The organism is Paenibacillus sp. FSL L8-0435, from assembly GCF_037965655.1.
Taxonomy (GTDB): domain Bacteria; phylum Bacillota; class Bacilli; order Paenibacillales; family Paenibacillaceae; genus Paenibacillus.
The window spans coordinates 4,794,537-4,809,172 of the sequence record NZ_CP150185.1 but is presented as its reverse complement, the minus strand read 5'-3'; the positions used below and the strand labels follow the sequence as shown (position 1 = coordinate 4,809,172).

Annotated in this window: 17 protein-coding genes and 1 tRNA gene; 14 read left to right on the top strand and 4 right to left on the bottom strand. The window is 42.8% G+C overall.

From position 1 onward, the window contains the following. Positions 1 to 3: 3 nt before the first annotated feature. From NST33_RS21415 to NST33_RS21390, 6 genes are all read left to right on the top strand, one after another. Positions 4 to 1,719: an ABC transporter ATP-binding protein gene (locus NST33_RS21415; protein ID WP_076250814.1), complete on the top strand. Its 1,716-nt coding sequence runs from the start codon at positions 4 to 6 to the stop codon at positions 1,717 to 1,719. Between the two features lie 231 nt (positions 1,720 to 1,950). Then, on the top strand, positions 1,951 to 2,280 hold the full coding sequence (locus tag NST33_RS21410) for a hypothetical protein (RefSeq protein WP_221825397.1): 330 nt from the start codon (positions 1,951 to 1,953) through the stop codon (positions 2,278 to 2,280). 125 nt (positions 2,281 to 2,405) lie between these two features. Then, positions 2,406 to 2,987, top strand: coding sequence for a DUF3221 domain-containing protein (locus tag NST33_RS21405; RefSeq protein WP_221825394.1), 582 nt, complete (start codon positions 2,406 to 2,408; stop codon positions 2,985 to 2,987). 178 nt (positions 2,988 to 3,165) lie between these two features. Next, a complete protein-coding gene (locus tag NST33_RS21400; RefSeq protein WP_221825393.1) occupies positions 3,166 to 4,251 on the top strand; it encodes a DUF3626 domain-containing protein in 1,086 nt (361 codons plus the stop codon). 187 nt (positions 4,252 to 4,438) lie between these two features. Next, a complete protein-coding gene (locus NST33_RS21395) occupies positions 4,439 to 4,618 on the top strand; it encodes a ribbon-helix-helix protein, CopG family (protein WP_221825390.1) in 180 nt (59 codons plus the stop codon). A 141-nt stretch (positions 4,619 to 4,759) separates the two neighbouring features. Beyond that, the gene (locus tag NST33_RS21390; RefSeq protein WP_221825388.1) at positions 4,760 to 5,062 is read left to right on the top strand and encodes a DUF6809 family protein; all 303 of its coding nucleotides are present in this window, start codon (positions 4,760 to 4,762) and stop codon (positions 5,060 to 5,062) included. 224 nt (positions 5,063 to 5,286) lie between these two features. On the opposite strand, the gene NST33_RS21385 is transcribed toward NST33_RS21390, so the two are convergent. Then, positions 5,287 to 6,189, bottom strand: a complete 903-nt coding sequence (locus NST33_RS21385; protein WP_036614750.1) for a manganese catalase family protein — start codon at positions 6,187 to 6,189, stop codon at positions 5,287 to 5,289. A 260-nt stretch (positions 6,190 to 6,449) separates the two neighbouring features. Here NST33_RS21385 and NST33_RS21380 point away from each other — a divergent pair, with 260 nt between their 5' ends. The 4 genes from NST33_RS21380 (at position 6,450) to NST33_RS21365 (ending at position 7,768) form a co-directional block, all read left to right on the top strand. After that, positions 6,450 to 6,758 carry a hypothetical protein gene (locus NST33_RS21380; RefSeq protein ID WP_221825385.1) on the top strand — a complete coding sequence of 103 codons (309 nt, stop codon included), beginning with the start codon at positions 6,450 to 6,452 and terminating at the stop codon, positions 6,756 to 6,758. 56 nt (positions 6,759 to 6,814) lie between these two features. Beyond that, positions 6,815 to 7,135 carry a DUF3889 domain-containing protein gene (locus tag NST33_RS21375; RefSeq protein ID WP_221825383.1) on the top strand — a complete coding sequence of 107 codons (321 nt, stop codon included), beginning with the start codon at positions 6,815 to 6,817 and terminating at the stop codon, positions 7,133 to 7,135. 146 nt (positions 7,136 to 7,281) lie between these two features. Continuing rightward, positions 7,282 to 7,503 carry a hypothetical protein gene (locus NST33_RS21370; RefSeq protein WP_017687387.1) on the top strand — a complete coding sequence of 74 codons (222 nt, stop codon included), beginning with the start codon at positions 7,282 to 7,284 and terminating at the stop codon, positions 7,501 to 7,503. After that, positions 7,487 to 7,768 (top strand): hypothetical protein, encoded by a 282-nt coding sequence (locus NST33_RS21365; RefSeq protein WP_221825380.1) that lies wholly within the window; start codon positions 7,487 to 7,489, stop codon positions 7,766 to 7,768. Before NST33_RS21370 ends, NST33_RS21365 begins: the two co-directional genes overlap by 17 nt. Positions 7,769 to 8,187: 419 nt before the next feature. On the opposite strand, the gene NST33_RS21360 is transcribed toward NST33_RS21365, so the two are convergent. From NST33_RS21360 to NST33_RS21350, 3 genes are all read right to left on the bottom strand, one after another. After that, positions 8,188 to 8,424 carry a DUF3892 domain-containing protein gene (locus tag NST33_RS21360; protein ID WP_105410271.1) on the bottom strand — a complete coding sequence of 79 codons (237 nt, stop codon included), beginning with the start codon at positions 8,422 to 8,424 and terminating at the stop codon, positions 8,188 to 8,190. A gap of 113 nt (positions 8,425 to 8,537) precedes the next feature. Next, positions 8,538 to 8,981 (bottom strand): GNAT family N-acetyltransferase, encoded by a 444-nt coding sequence (locus NST33_RS21355; RefSeq protein WP_036614958.1) that lies wholly within the window; start codon positions 8,979 to 8,981, stop codon positions 8,538 to 8,540. A gap of 238 nt (positions 8,982 to 9,219) precedes the next feature. Then, positions 9,220 to 9,477, bottom strand: coding sequence for a hypothetical protein (locus NST33_RS21350; protein WP_221825377.1), 258 nt, complete (start codon positions 9,475 to 9,477; stop codon positions 9,220 to 9,222). A 204-nt stretch (positions 9,478 to 9,681) separates the two neighbouring features. Between NST33_RS21350 and NST33_RS21345 the strand changes: the two genes are divergently transcribed. From NST33_RS21345 to NST33_RS21330, 4 genes are all read left to right on the top strand, one after another. Continuing rightward, a tRNA-Val gene (locus tag NST33_RS21345) sits at positions 9,682 to 9,753 on the top strand. Positions 9,754 to 9,965: 212 nt separating this feature from the next. After that, on the top strand, positions 9,966 to 11,600 hold the full coding sequence (locus NST33_RS21340; protein ID WP_221825372.1) for a recombinase family protein: 1,635 nt from the start codon (positions 9,966 to 9,968) through the stop codon (positions 11,598 to 11,600). 226 nt (positions 11,601 to 11,826) lie between these two features. Further along, positions 11,827 to 14,040, top strand: a complete 2,214-nt coding sequence (locus NST33_RS21335; RefSeq protein ID WP_221825370.1) for a M1 family metallopeptidase — start codon at positions 11,827 to 11,829, stop codon at positions 14,038 to 14,040. Between the two features lie 338 nt (positions 14,041 to 14,378). Next, positions 14,379 to 14,636: a hypothetical protein gene (locus NST33_RS21330; protein ID WP_221825368.1), complete on the top strand. Its 258-nt coding sequence runs from the start codon at positions 14,379 to 14,381 to the stop codon at positions 14,634 to 14,636.

Below are 14,636 nucleotides of genomic sequence, written 5' to 3'. Positions count from 1 at the left end.
TCCATGCTTCGCCGTTTCTTTGCCTATTACAGGCCTTACAAAAAGCTCTTTATTCTTGACTTCAGCTGTGCGATTCTGGTCGCTCTGCTGGAGCTGGCTTTTCCACTGGCGGTCAACCGGGTAGTCGATGATCTGCTGCCAGGCGGTCGCTGGGACTGGATTCTATGGGCATGTCTGGCATTGCTGGGCATCTACTTATTGAATTCATTTTTGAACTTCGTGGTTACCTATTGGGGACACAAGCTGGGTATTAACATTGAGACGGATATGCGTAAAAGTCTGTTTAATCATGTGCAGAAGTTATCGTTCCGTTTCTTCGATAATACAAAAACAGGACACCTCGTGTCCCGCATGACTAATGACCTGATGGATATCGGTGAGATTGCCCATCATGGTCCAGAGGATGTATTTATCGCGGTCATGACGCTAATTGGTGCATTCAGCATCATGATGAGCATTAACGGGAATCTGGCGGTGTTAACCTTTATCATCGTACCGCTGATTATTTATCTGTCACTCTACTTTGGTAGCAAAATGTCCAAGGCATTCAGCCGAATGTTCGGTGATATTGCGGACTTCAATGCTCGTGTAGAGAACAATATTACAGGTATCCGTGTTGTTCAGGCTTTTGCTAATGAAGAGCATGAAAAAGCACAATTCGCTGTGAACAACGGTCGTTTCCGTCAGACCAAACTGATCGCATACAAAATCATGGCCTGGAACTCTTCTGTCAGTTATATGCTGATGAAGCTGGTATCCCTCTTTGTCTTGGTATGCGGAACATGGTTTGTCATTCAAGGCAGTATGACCTACGGTCAGTTCATTGCATTTATTATGTTATCCAATGTGTTCTTGACACCGATCCAGAAGATCAACTCGGTTATTGAGACGTATCCCAAAGGGATTGCAGGCTTCAAACGTTATACGGAGTTGCTTGATATGGAACCGGATGTGGAAGATCGTCCAGGAGCCGTTACGGTATCCCATTTGCGTGGGGATATCCGTTATGAGCAAGTGACCTTTGGTTATTCCGATCAGGAACCTGTTCTCAAAGGTATCGATCTAAACGTACGTGCAGGTGAAACTGTAGCGCTTGTCGGTCCATCGGGGGCAGGTAAAACAACGCTATGCAGTCTGCTGCCGCGGTTCTATGATGTGCTGGAAGGTCGCATCACGATCGATGGGCAGGAGATACAGGATATGACACTAGACTCGTTGCGTAGTCATATCGGAATTGTACAACAGGACGTGTTCCTCTTCGATGGAAGCATTCGGGAGAACATTGCCTATGGCAAGCTGGATGCATCCGAAGAAGAAATCTGGATGGCCGCCAGACGTGCCCAGATGGAACCTTTGATTCAATCCATGCCGGAAGGATTGGATACGTTAATTGGTGAACGTGGTGTGAAGCTGTCCGGTGGACAGAAACAGCGTTTGTCTATTGCCCGTATGTTCCTGAAAAACCCACCAATTCTGATCCTGGACGAAGCCACATCCGCGCTGGATACAGAAACGGAAGCGGCGATTCAGCAATCCCTTGCTGAGCTGTCCGAGGGTCGGACCACACTGGTTATTGCTCACCGATTGGCTACGATCAAAAATGCAGACCGCATTATTGTCGTTGCTGAACAAGGTATTACGGAGCAGGGACGTCATGAAGAATTACTCGCAGCTGGTGGGGTGTATAGCCGCCTTCACTATGCGCAGTTTGGCGCGTAACCTATTCAATGTGGATGTAACAATGTAAATATGAGAAGTAACGCCATCGTTGTTGACTTGGAAGGAGTCAGGACGGTGGCGTTTTTTCTTTTTCATAATTATTGTGTGAGTCTGAGGTGCAACGTTGTTATCTGTCTGTGATCATGGATATGGAAACGGGTAATATAGTAAAGAGAACGCTTAACGTCTAAGATATGTTCATCATCTTGCAAGATATAGGAGGTACACGATATGCAGTTGAACGATATGTTGAAAATTCTTATAACCTGTCTATTATTTATTCTGATTTGGTGGCTACTGACTCAAGGGATTCGCAAACTTTCCAGTACTCGTGCGGGGTCCGGTTTCCAACGCTGGGGTGGATGGTCCATTGGACTTTTCATTATTGGTGCTGTGCCACTCGGTTTTTCGCTATACACAGAGATCTTTGATGAGCGCCTGGATGCTAACATCGGGTTGGGGCTTGCCATGCTGTTTGTTTGGGCTTATTGTGTGATCTTGTTGTGTGCGGCGTTGGTGATCTGGGGCAGGTACGTGTACAAAAGGGATAGGAAGAAGTGAATATTTGGGTTGATCGTGCTGAGCCCGTCAGGAAGTTAAGGGTGAGCTGACAGCTGTATTTGTAACAATAAACTGATATGGAACGTTAAATTTAGAAAGAGGTGTTATTAAAGGGGGATTTACATATGTCCAACCTTCGTCGAGTCCTCATATTGCTCTCAATCCTAATCGTATGCCTTACGGGATGTTCAGGACATATCGAGTGCAACTCTGTGCAGACTCAAGCGAATGCACCAAGTGAAGATGGATTCACTGGTTATGTGGTTGAACGCAAAGACAATTCCATTCTTGTGGTTGATCCCGCATATGAGGATTTCAGTGCAAACGGAGGAGGAAATCGGTATTATCCGGCAAAATGGTTCTCCAATGCGCCTGATCCGCAGATCGGCTCCTATGTTGAAATCTGGACGGATGGAGGCCCGGAAAATCAACCCTATCCTGGGCAGGCCAGAGCAGAAAAGATAGCCGTATCTTGTCCAGTGGCACCGGATGGTGCGCACATGACGGATGCGGATGCGATTCGTAGCGGACTTCTTTCACCTGATGCAGAGAACATCCGTGTTCCAGTCATTGAGGACAAGCGGTTTGATGCAGATTCAGGGACATGGACCCTTCTTATGCGAGATGCGATGACAGCGAATGAAGGGCAAGTAGTTCATGTGACCGTGAAGGATGAGGAGAAAGTTAAGACACAAGGCGGAGAATAAGGGGTTCATAGCTTTATGATGGTGGAGAAGCGCGTGTTGCACAAGATATGATTCAAATTGAAAGAAGTGACACGGATTGATTCATTGTAAGCTATCATGATTTTTGAACCGCCTGTAAGTTCACTTACTGTCCATCATGTATTATGATTCTATAAAAAGGGAAAGGACTCCTCTGCCCATGGAACTATCAAGGTCTCAGCAATTAGCTCAAGAGCATGTAACCCATTATGCAAGAAGCCGCAAAAATGAAGCGGAGCAAACCATTAGGGAAATCCTTCGTATGTCCAACATCGAGCTGAAGACATTTGAAAAAGCTATCAATAAACTAAAATCTCATGCAAGTATTGCGCTACACTTTCACCCAGATCGATTAGATCCGACCATGAAAAGCGTTGCTGAAGCACTACTTGAGCAGGGAGTTTATAAAAGTCAGTTTGAGACTTTCTTATCAAATGGAAGTGTCTCCGCATTTTCAGGCGGTGAACGTGACGTTTGGGAGAATAAAATGTTTGGCGGAGCGTACCAAATAAATGGCTCAACCAATAGCGAACGGCCCAAGTATGGGGCACTCAATGTTATGTTACATCCCGATGGACCTGCTCCGCGTTTTGGATCATGTTACTTCCTTTTATCCACTGAGGTCTCTCAACGTAGCACGTATACATATTTGGATTCTCACCAAGACCCCGAGGAAAAGGGAACGTATGAGGAATTTGACCTCGTTTTGGCTGCTCTTATGAGGGATGTATTTTATAGTGATTTTGCCATTGGTGAAAGAAATCTAACGGTTCAAAAGTTAATCGATCATATGCTCGTCAATCTTGAGAAACCATTCCAAAATCCATCCAACCAAGAGCCAAACCGAAATCTGGACCATTATATCGAAGCTCAGGTTCATGGTGATATTTCCCTTGAAAAAGATGTAAAGATGCTTGTTGCCGACCCATCATTTAAAGGCACCCATACAGGAAGAATCTTAGAGCAGATATGTTTAAAGTATTCCATTGATCTCCACTGGCACATGGGCTTTACACTATTGGTTGATGAAGTTCCTATGGATTTTCGAGGTCCTTCGATGCCTTCACTAGCCAAGAGAATTGCAAAAAGTGATTTGATTGATGCAAATACCATTGGTTCTGCAGCTATGGACTTGAAACGAAACCCAAGCCATTGGAGCGATAGAGAAACCTACAAAGAAGTTCTACAAGAGTTAAAATTACTCTGGCATGTCTTAGTGAGATATGGAAAGCCAATGGAAGAGTGAAATAGTACTCTAACGACCTTAAGCGCCTAGCCGTTCAAGGTTGTTTTTTTATCATTCAAACGGATTACTGACTATAAATTTATCTATGAATCTGCTGTCACAAAAACGAACGTATGTTTTATAATTAAATTGACTTTTTGTCCTGACAATAATATATTATTGTCAGGACAAAAAAAGAGGTGAAGCAATGTCCGTCAAAAAGATGGGGCGGCCTAAATCTGACAAACCCAAAAGCAGAACGATTGAAATACGTGTCGATGAGGAAATTATGAACAAGCTCGATATTTCGGCTGAGAAGCTGAATACGAATCGATCAGACATCGTTCGCAAAGGGATTGAGAAGATTTACGGCGAACTCCAAAAATAAAAAAGGAAGCAGCTTGAGTCCGACGAAGAACACCGCTGCTTCCTATGCCGCAATCACTTAAATGAGCGACTGCATAAATATCCTACCATGTGCAGAACGTTCATTCAAGTGAGGTGCGAATTGATATACAGGAGGATGCACATGAATTCGATATTAGAAGCATTATATAATGGACGACTTCGACCGGATGAGATGATGATGCCGACACATCCTGAATACCAAGCGTTAGGGCGGCAGATTGCAGCTCTGACAGAGCAATGGAAGAATCGATTGAGCGATGAAGAAGATGAAGAATTCCGTGAGCTTGAACAGTTATTTGACTTGTGTGGCAGATGTGAGGGCATGCATACGGAAGCAGCGTTTGCACAAGGTTTTCGTCTGGGTGCCAACATGCTAATTGAAGTCATGAGTCAGCGTGAGGAATCGGTATTGGAGTTTAACTAAGTTTAACGATCTGAGTGGAGATCCGGTTTACTTTTACAGCTAAATTATCAGGAAGTGACGTGCATACAATATACTTATCTTGCACCATAAAATGGTATCATAAATTTAGTAGAACAAAGCCCTCCAATCCTCTCTGCATTCAGCAGCAGGGTTCGAGGGCTTCACTTAAACATAGAGTTAAAAAATCTATATATAGGGAAAGAACCTGTTAAACAAATTGTTCTTTAATCCGCAATATTCCCTGCCATCTTCAGACGGCGTGCAATTTCCTTAAAGTCTTCTTGCGATATGCCCGGTGCAAATTCTTCCTCGACCGCAGGAGCTTCTGGAATCGGGAATCCTTCAGGTATCCCTTGGATGACTTCAAGAGGTTGTCCATCTTCGGGGTGAGTTCCTTTCCAGATCTGTCCAATCGTGTTGAAATCTTTATCACTATAGGTGTACAGTTTGGTGTGTACCCCTTTTTCTTCATATTTGCGAGCCTCGTTGAAGGCTTTGTTGTTCAGTGAAGGGATAGGAACCAGCTTGGTCACATTTACGCCAGTTGCAATCTCAAGTGCTTTCGCATATGCGACAACATGCACGCCGCCACGTACCAGCAGGAAACCAACCACTTCCCGGGCTGCCGGGTGATCCGTCATCTCATATACTTTCATCTTATGGGTACGAGCGCCACATTCTAGGAAGAAGTTATGCAGCAGATCCTCGACTAGGTTGCCACTGTTAAAGACGTTTGCTCCCGTCCATGGATTACCCATAGAGTCAAAAGGCATTGCGCCTTGTGCACCTGCCAGGTAGTGATACGACAGACGAGCATCTTTTACGGAACCTAGTGGTGTATCGTCGGGTTCTTTGTACTCGGTTGAACCTCTGAGGCACTTGTTAATACCATGAGACACGAGCTCAACATGACCCAATTCTTCGGCCGTAATACTCATGACGAGGTCATAGAAGGGCTTCAGCTTTTCTTTGGATCGAAAATTAAACGATTGATAGAGGTAGTTGTTCAACGTTGACATTTCTCCGAATTTGCCGCCGAGTAATTCTTGTATGGCTGCCGCAGCATTCGGATCTGGCTTCTCGACATTGGGAATCTCAATCAGGATTTCATCCAGGCGTTTGAACATTCGGGTGTAACCTCCTCAAATTGGTATTACAGATCGTGTAGGGTTTCAGATCGTGAAGTCACTCTGTCATGGCCTATTACACGTCTATTGGGTTTTTTAAACAAAAAAACAACCAAATGGGACTTAAGCATCGCATAACGCAAGCCGCATATTTTCTACCACTTGTTATTTCCTACTATGGTAAAATTTTTGTATAATAAAACATTCAAACAAGTCTTCGTACAAGAGAAGAGAGCCATTAATCTATAAAGGAGTAAGAGATGAACAAGCGTTGGATACAAATAGTTGGGATTGTGATGTTTCTAATGATTCAGATGTACATAAGCAGCCAGCCTGCCACAGCATATGACGTTACGAACGAGGTTCAGGTGGATGAACAAACGAGGCAAAGGCTTGAAAAGAAATACGGGTTGGATCGTCCTCAGGAGCCGAAGACACAACAACACTTTTTCTCGGGTGACTGGGGAATGAGTTTCCGGACAGAGCCTCCTGATTCGTTTGACCGACTTGTTCATGTGGTTCCTTTTTCCCTGCGGCCACTGGCCTGGATCTTTCGTTTATTCGTGTAAAATGAAACCCGGACGGGCAATATAACAGAAACATATTGTCCCAAGGAGTGAGTGAAATGAGAATGCTCATCGTTACCGTCATGTCGGTAGTCCTGAGTTTGGCTGGAATTACATCAGGATCAGGGACCGCTATCCCTGATTATGCGAAGTGGGGAATTATTGCGGTCAAAGAAACACAGACCAAGTATAATGTGGATATTTTGGACTATAAGCATATCGGTCGCACCTCTCTAACAGCGGATCAATCACGGGAACAGTTCAAGTTATGGGTTCGTGCGAAAGACGGCAAGCAATTCGCAGTTTATGTGAATGTTGATTTTAATCCATCTACACAACAGTTAAAGAAAGTACAATTTTCAGAATCGGATCGACACTGATCCGTTATGAACCAGACTGCCTTAATGATTAAGGTGAAAGTCTGGTTTTTTTATTTTACAAAAACCCTTTTTTTACTATTGAATAAAGAACTTGTGTTCGCATATAATATAAAATACAAACAAACGTTCTTATCGGAGGGATGATTATGCTAGGGAAATATATTGGCCAGATGGTGGAGCTTGTCTACATGGATCGTGCAGGGCAGATTACGCAGCGACAGATTCGAATTAACAGTGTACGTGGCGGGATGATTAGAGCATCAGCGGGAAAAGAAGGCTCACCCCGAACATTTCTGGAGCAAGGTATTCTGGCATGGCGTCCTGTTACCGATCTGAATGGGGAGGTAAAGTATGCTGAACGACTTTGAACGCAAGATTTTGCGTATTATGGTGAACTATGCAGGGCAACGGCGCAGGTTGCCGCGAATAGATGAACTGGAGAACAAGACCGGACGAAGCAAAGCATTCATTCATGAGTCATTGCTGGAGCTTGAACGCACCGGGCATATCGCCTGGGAGAACCGGTCTACTCTGGAAGGGATACAGATATTGCAGGCTTGGGAACAGGTACAACAGCCGATTCGCAAAAGCCAGCCTTCCGGGGACTCCGTAAAATATTTTACGGACTATTAGGGTGTGCTTTCAAACTAAGCAAGCTATACGACGATAATGGATGTCAGCATCTAAACAGCCTGGAAGTCCAAGTTGGCTGATCCTGACGAATGAGCAGATGATTTCTAAGGAACACAGGACGTCTTATTTGGCCTTCCGCTCCTCCTTTTTTAAAATTGTATGGAACATCAGACAAGTTACTTCCCGCAATCCCCTGACAAAAACGCTATAAAAGGCCAAAAATTCTGATATAGCGTGTCTCAGATTCCTTAGATCTCTAAGGTGGCTTCAAATCCTTGAATAAGACGCCTTAGATTCGTCGTGGGTCTGAGTTCGGCTTTCAGTAGGTTTTAAGGCACTTTCTAGGAACATAAGAAAACACCAACCCGGGTAACCGGATCGGTGCTTATTGTGTCACATGTAAGACATGTGCATCTATTTTAGAAATGGGGAAGTTGGTCCAGGTTGTTGGTTGGGTCACCGTCGGCATCGCCGCGAATGTACATTTCGCCATCCTTGCCTTTAAATACATTCACACCGGCAATAGCGCCAGCCTGTACTTCTGTAAGGGCCTGCTGATAATCCAGTACACGTCCTGCTGAAGTCTGAAAGGCTGTCAGGTCACCGTCACCATTTTTTTGCACGGCTGTGAAACTCTCGCGTGTTGTCTGATCCATGATGTCACACTCTCCTTATATGACGAGATAGGAATCTGCTTACCTGATTAGCCTATCCCAATTCATCGGAAGTATGCACCATATGCTAATAAAGACCTGCCAACGCGGAGGTTTTACAGGCTCTTTCTCATACGAACATGCAGAATATCTGCATCATAAAAAGGTTCTTCCGAAATCACTTCATAACCCAGTTTTTCATAGAATTTCTGTGCCTGACACTGCGCATCCAGTACAGAATAGGATAAGCCGAGTTCACGTGCCAGCTCCTCCATCGCGAGCAGAAGCACACGTCCATAACCAAATGAACGATGAGATTCAAGCACCGCGATCCGCTGCATTTTGGCCGTATCCTTGCTGTAATAGATCAGACGTCCTGTGGCTACAGCTTGCCCATCTGTACTTAACAATACATGATGCACATCTGGACTGATGACATCATATTGATCAATCTCAATCTCGGCAGGCACCTGTTGCTCGATCACAAAAACGTGATGGCGAATTCCCAGGGCTTGCTCCAGTTGTTCTTCTGTTGATACATAACTAATCTCAGCTGCCAATTCCATTCCTTCTTTCTGCTCTTGCGCGACATATCAGACTGAATTATACAAAAAAATGTTTTTCCTGTATAGTGAAGTCTGGAACATATTGGGAGAGGAGGGGGTAGTGATGGGCATGACAGGCATCATGGTAATTACATTGCTAATGTCGGCGGGAATGATTACTCTGTTGTATTACGTTACGAAGAAAGCATATTCACGCAAGTGGGATGAAGATGAGTAATTCACCTGTTAACCTTCAGGGCAAGACTTCACTGCTTCCTCGCGGAGAATACACATCTTGAATTACAGATTTGGAGTACACGTCCAGCCAGACGGGCAGAGACTCACCATTTTCATTGGGCTGTTGTAATTGTTGGAATTGTACCGTATGTTCATCCCTCTCCAAGCCGCAACCAGTAACGGTTGTAATGAGAATCACAAGCCCAACGCAGGGGAAGAAGCATTTGGTAAATGTATGTTTATTGGATCTTGACCGTTTTGTTATGTTTCTCATAGGGAATTCACCTCGTTGTAGAAATGGTAATCTTTCCTTTATTGTGCACCATTTTGGGTGAATTATAACCAAATAAATCATTGACAATGAACACGGTTACTTGATATGATACTGTTACTTGATTGGGAAACAATTATATATCATGATCTGTTAGCTCAGTTAAATTTAGTAGTACGACCGCTATTGATACATCTTAATTATTACAGGGCGATAGCTCAGCGGGAGAGCATTATCTTGACAGGGTAAGGGTCGTGGGTTCGATCCCCACTCGTCCTATATGAAAAAATTAAAGGCAACTTCTTTTGAGAATTATATCTCAAGAGGAGTTGTTTTTTTATATAATAATATGGCTACCTCCAATAATAAGTGTAGGTGGTTTTTGTTGATAATATATATACTTAATGGTAAAATTTGGATAAAAATAGCAGTGAAAGTAGTTACAACTATCGATAAAAATAATACAGAAAAAAGATATGGTGGTTGATCGAATGGGACAAATAAAGCGTGTTGCAGCACTATATCGAGTGTCCACAAAAGGACAGATGGACGGGAACGATATTCCAATGCAACAACGAGCATGCAGGAAGATGGTAGAGAAACAAGAGGGATGGAAGCTAGTCAAGGAATATACAGAAAAAGGGGTATCAGGTTTCAAAGTACCTGCCTCGAAGCGTGATGTTATCCAAAAGGCCAAAGAGGATGCAGAGAATGGTTTATTCGATGTCTTATTGGTATTTATGTTTGATAGGCTTGGAAGAAAAGACGATGAGACTCCCTTTGTACTTGAGTGGTTTGTAAACAAAGGTGTTGAAATGTGGTCTGTAATAGAAGGTCAGCAAAAAATTGAAGCATACACCGATCGGATGGTCAACTATTTAAGATTCTGGCAGTCAAGCGATGAAAGTAGGAAGACCTCTGACCGTGTCAACGAAAAACATATACAGATGGTCGAAGATGGTATTTTCAGAGGAGGAGGTATTCCCTACGGGTATAAAAGTGTTGATTCCGGTAATGTAAATAAAAAAGGAAAAGCACTGCAAAAACTGTGCAAGCACGAAGAAGAGTCAAAGATCGTACAAGAAATATTCCGACTAGTGCTTGAAGAAGGTTACGGACAATTAAGAATAGCTAAACTTCTAAACGAAAAAAATGTTCCGACAAGAAAAGCAAAACAATGGGGTGCTCCTACTGTAAACGTTATACTTAAGAATCCAATTTACAAAGGAGTGATGAGATACAGAAAAGAAAAAGGAGACGATATATTTTCAAAACCAATCCCTGAATTAATGATAGTTTCAGAAGAGGATTGGAATAGTGTACAGGATATAAGGGATAAAAAGAACCCTAAGAATCCAAAAAGAAATGAAAATTCCATTCCCATGAGCACTAAAGGAAGTTTACTTTTAACTGGAATAGCCAGATGCGGTTGTTGTAATTCTAGATTGACTACGACTACATTTGTAAATAAATACAAAGCAGCTAATGGAGAAATAGTTAGATACAATCAGAATAAAAGTTATCGTTGTAGTGGAAAATTGCAAGGAAAGACGGATTGTAACGGACAGGCAACATTTTCTTCAAAGAAGGTAGAGAGACAAGTCTTAGAAAGAGTGGATGTATACTTAAGTCAACTCAGAACAATAGATTTCCAATCAGAAATTGAATCAATAAAAAAGAAAGTTTCTAATGAAGAAGAGGAAAAAATTAAAACAATGCAAACTTTACTGGAAGGGCACTATGAGGAGCTTGTGGCATTAAACGCTGAGGTTCCAAAAGCTATAATGGGTAAGAGCGCATTCAAGCCAGAAATGCTCAATGGTCTTATCGAGAAAAAAGAAAACGAAATTGAGAAAACTACTGAAGATATTAAGGGAATAGAGCAATTGTTATCCTCCAAAAAAATGGAGATATCAGAGATGGAGACTCTAAAAGATGATCTCCCAGTTTGGCGGGATGTATTTACAAATGCTTCAACAGAGAAGAAGAAAATGATGTTAAGCACATTGTTAGACGTGGTCTACATTAGCAAAGAAAAAATATTGGTTGAAATCAAGGGTGGAATAAAAGAATTACTCGGTCATCTATACAGAGAGAGTAAGGATAGTAAGAGCTCACTTATTTGACAGGGTAGGGGTCAGTGGTTCGAGCTCACTACAGATCATACAGGAGAAGCCTTACATTGTAAGGCTTCTTTTCTTTTTTTTACATACAAACATGAATGCGATTTGCGATAGCTCCATTTTCTCTCCTCTTTTTAAACAAAACTTAAATAAAACATAAATTCAGCGTAAGGTTCGTCTTCTATACTTGGTTCTGAGGTCAACATAGAACAGGAGAAGGAGAGAACTTATGAATTATTCAAACCCATTTACATCAAAGTTAGCCAGAGTAGGGATCGCGGGTACACTGGCTTTAATACTGGCAACAAGCCCACTTGTCAAAATGGGGGTTGTTGCCGCGGAAGCAGACCTATCGCCTGTATCTACAAAGATACATAACACACAGAAAGACTCTCTTGAGCAGACCCCGATTCAATACCAGATCCAGGCTCGGTTGAATGAGAAGGACATGACAATCCAGGGGAGCGAGATGGTAACGTATCGCAACACAAGCAAGGATGCACTCCAGCAGCTGGTCCTTCATACATATGCTGATGCGAACCTCTCCAAGTCTACACAGGCGAGCATGTACCAACAGCATAATGAGAAGATTAGTGAAGATCATCCGGAGAAGACAGCGGAGGACTTTCTGGGTGGCATCGATATTCAGGCTGTAACCGCAGATAGCCAATCGCTGGGCTTCCATAAGGAAAACCAAGCGTTGACCGTGCAGTTGAAGAAGCCCGTTCAACCAGGCGAATCGGTATCATTCCAACTGGAGTTTCAGTTGAATATACCCTATGGCTCACAGCGAGTGTCCTACTACAAGGACATGATCAATGGTGCACACGGGTTCCCGGTGATGTCTGTATACGACGAGGTTAAGCATCAATGGAACAAGGCACCGTATAGTCGAACATTTGAGAGCGATTATTACACCTCATCGGACTTTGAAGTTCAATTAAATGTTCCTGATGAGTATCAGGTAGCCATGCCGGGCACGATCACCACTCAAGACAGTACAGAACATGATCGTAAGATAGTGTCTGCTGTAGCCGAGAATACGAGGGAGTTTGTTTTCTTTGCAAGTCCTAATCTTCAAGTGGAACGTGCTACCCGTAACGGTCTAACGGTGGAATACTATTATTTTAACGATGATCCATCCAAGAAAAAGATAGTTGACCGGTACATTAATCAGGCATTCAAGGTCATTGATTTTTATAGTGAAAAATATGGCAAGTATCCCTATCCAGAGTTCCGAATTGTCGAAACGTATGTACAAGGCGTTGCCGTGGAGTATGCGAGGCTCATTCAGATGGGACAGATTCAAAATGGTGCTGTTCCAGAAGAAGACACAACATTTGTTCATGAAATAGCGCATCAGTGGTTCCATGCATTGATCGGTAATAACTCGGAGACAGAATCCTTCCTGGATGAAGGCTTTGCTGATTTCTCCATGGTGTATTTTGCCGAGAAACAGGGAGACAAGCTAAATGGGTTCAGATCCATACAGTTTGATACTGCGCCCGTAGATATGGCGATTGCGTCAACAAACGATGAAGCTGGGGATTTGGCAAGTTTGGTATATTATCAGAAGGGGCGACAAGCGATCTATCAGCTTTACCGTTCCGTCGGTGAAGAGAAATTTGACGAGTTCATGAGGACATATTTCAAACGCTACGTGTACCAAAATGCAACGGTAGAGGGGCTGCTCCACACCATTGAAGATGTGCTTGGTAAGGAAGTACGTACAGAAATGCAAATGGCCCTATATCAGCCTAACTTTGTCTTAAAGCCGGAATACCAATTATCACAGGAAGAGACCGCCGCCTATGTACATGACATGTTACAACTACAGTATCAGGCTGTCATGAGAATGATCCCTAATCTGCCTTATGAAGTAATGAATCGATTGATGGACAAAGTCCTTCAAGGCGAGAAATTAACCATTGTGCTTAGCGATCAGGTGAGTAAGCTTGCAACTAAACAGCAGGAAGATATGGTTAATCAGTTGACCGGATTCCTTGATATGACCGGTATGAAATACGACGTTATACGGGATCGCAAGGAACTGAAGCAAAAGATGAAAAAAGAGATCGGCAACAGCAACCTTATTGTCATTGGCAATGCCAAGTCAAACGGTCTGGTGCAGGCTTTAAAATCCAGCATGATCGATCGGGCGAAACAGACAGGTTTTCCTTGGAAAAATACCATGAATGAACCTCTCGCTGCTGGTGCATATGTGATCAAACATCCCTATAACCAGAATCGATTGATGCTTCATTATTTCTGGAATGAGGATCATCTGAGTGATGAGGCATTTGAAGCCTTTAAGCTGAAAATACAAGAGTCTGTCGGATTCACTAACGATTTTTACCAATACTATCTATTGGATCACCAAGGCAAGGAGAAATCCAATAAAAAAATAGCGAATCCCATATCTTCATTTTTTGCGGAGCAATAAGTCATTGGCTTTAGAAAAGTGAAGAAAGCATCCCTTGTAACACCACGAAATAATTGTTTAAGAGAACATCTATATTGCAGTTTCTTCTTCTAATCAGGTTAGCCAATTGTTATTGGTTAGCCTGTTCAGTCATTTTAACAAAAGCAAACCGATGGTTGCACAACTCACTCCCCTCCATAGAAAAAATATAACCTTCAAAAAGTCTAAAAGGAGATAAAATTTTATGTTGTTTTGCAAACCAGTCTTGGAATATTAGGCCTTAAAATGGGCATGATGCTTTAACAGAAAGGTAACTTCATGAATATACTTATCGTGAGAAAACAATAGGAGGGATTAATATGAAGGATCAACATTATCCTGGCATGCCATGGAAAGAGACAGTCACTGATCACAACGGTAAGGAAAGCAAAGGAATTAACAAAATGAAAGCGTATTCATATAATACAGGCATTCGCTCTATCATTCGTGTTATTCAGGGGCCGGCTGCGAATATGGGTAATGTTGTTGATCTCTCAAATCTACTAAAGGGCGCATCGGAATTAGTATACTTCTCTCCATTGGACGTTGTCACCCTGCACGTTAAGGAGGTTGTGTAA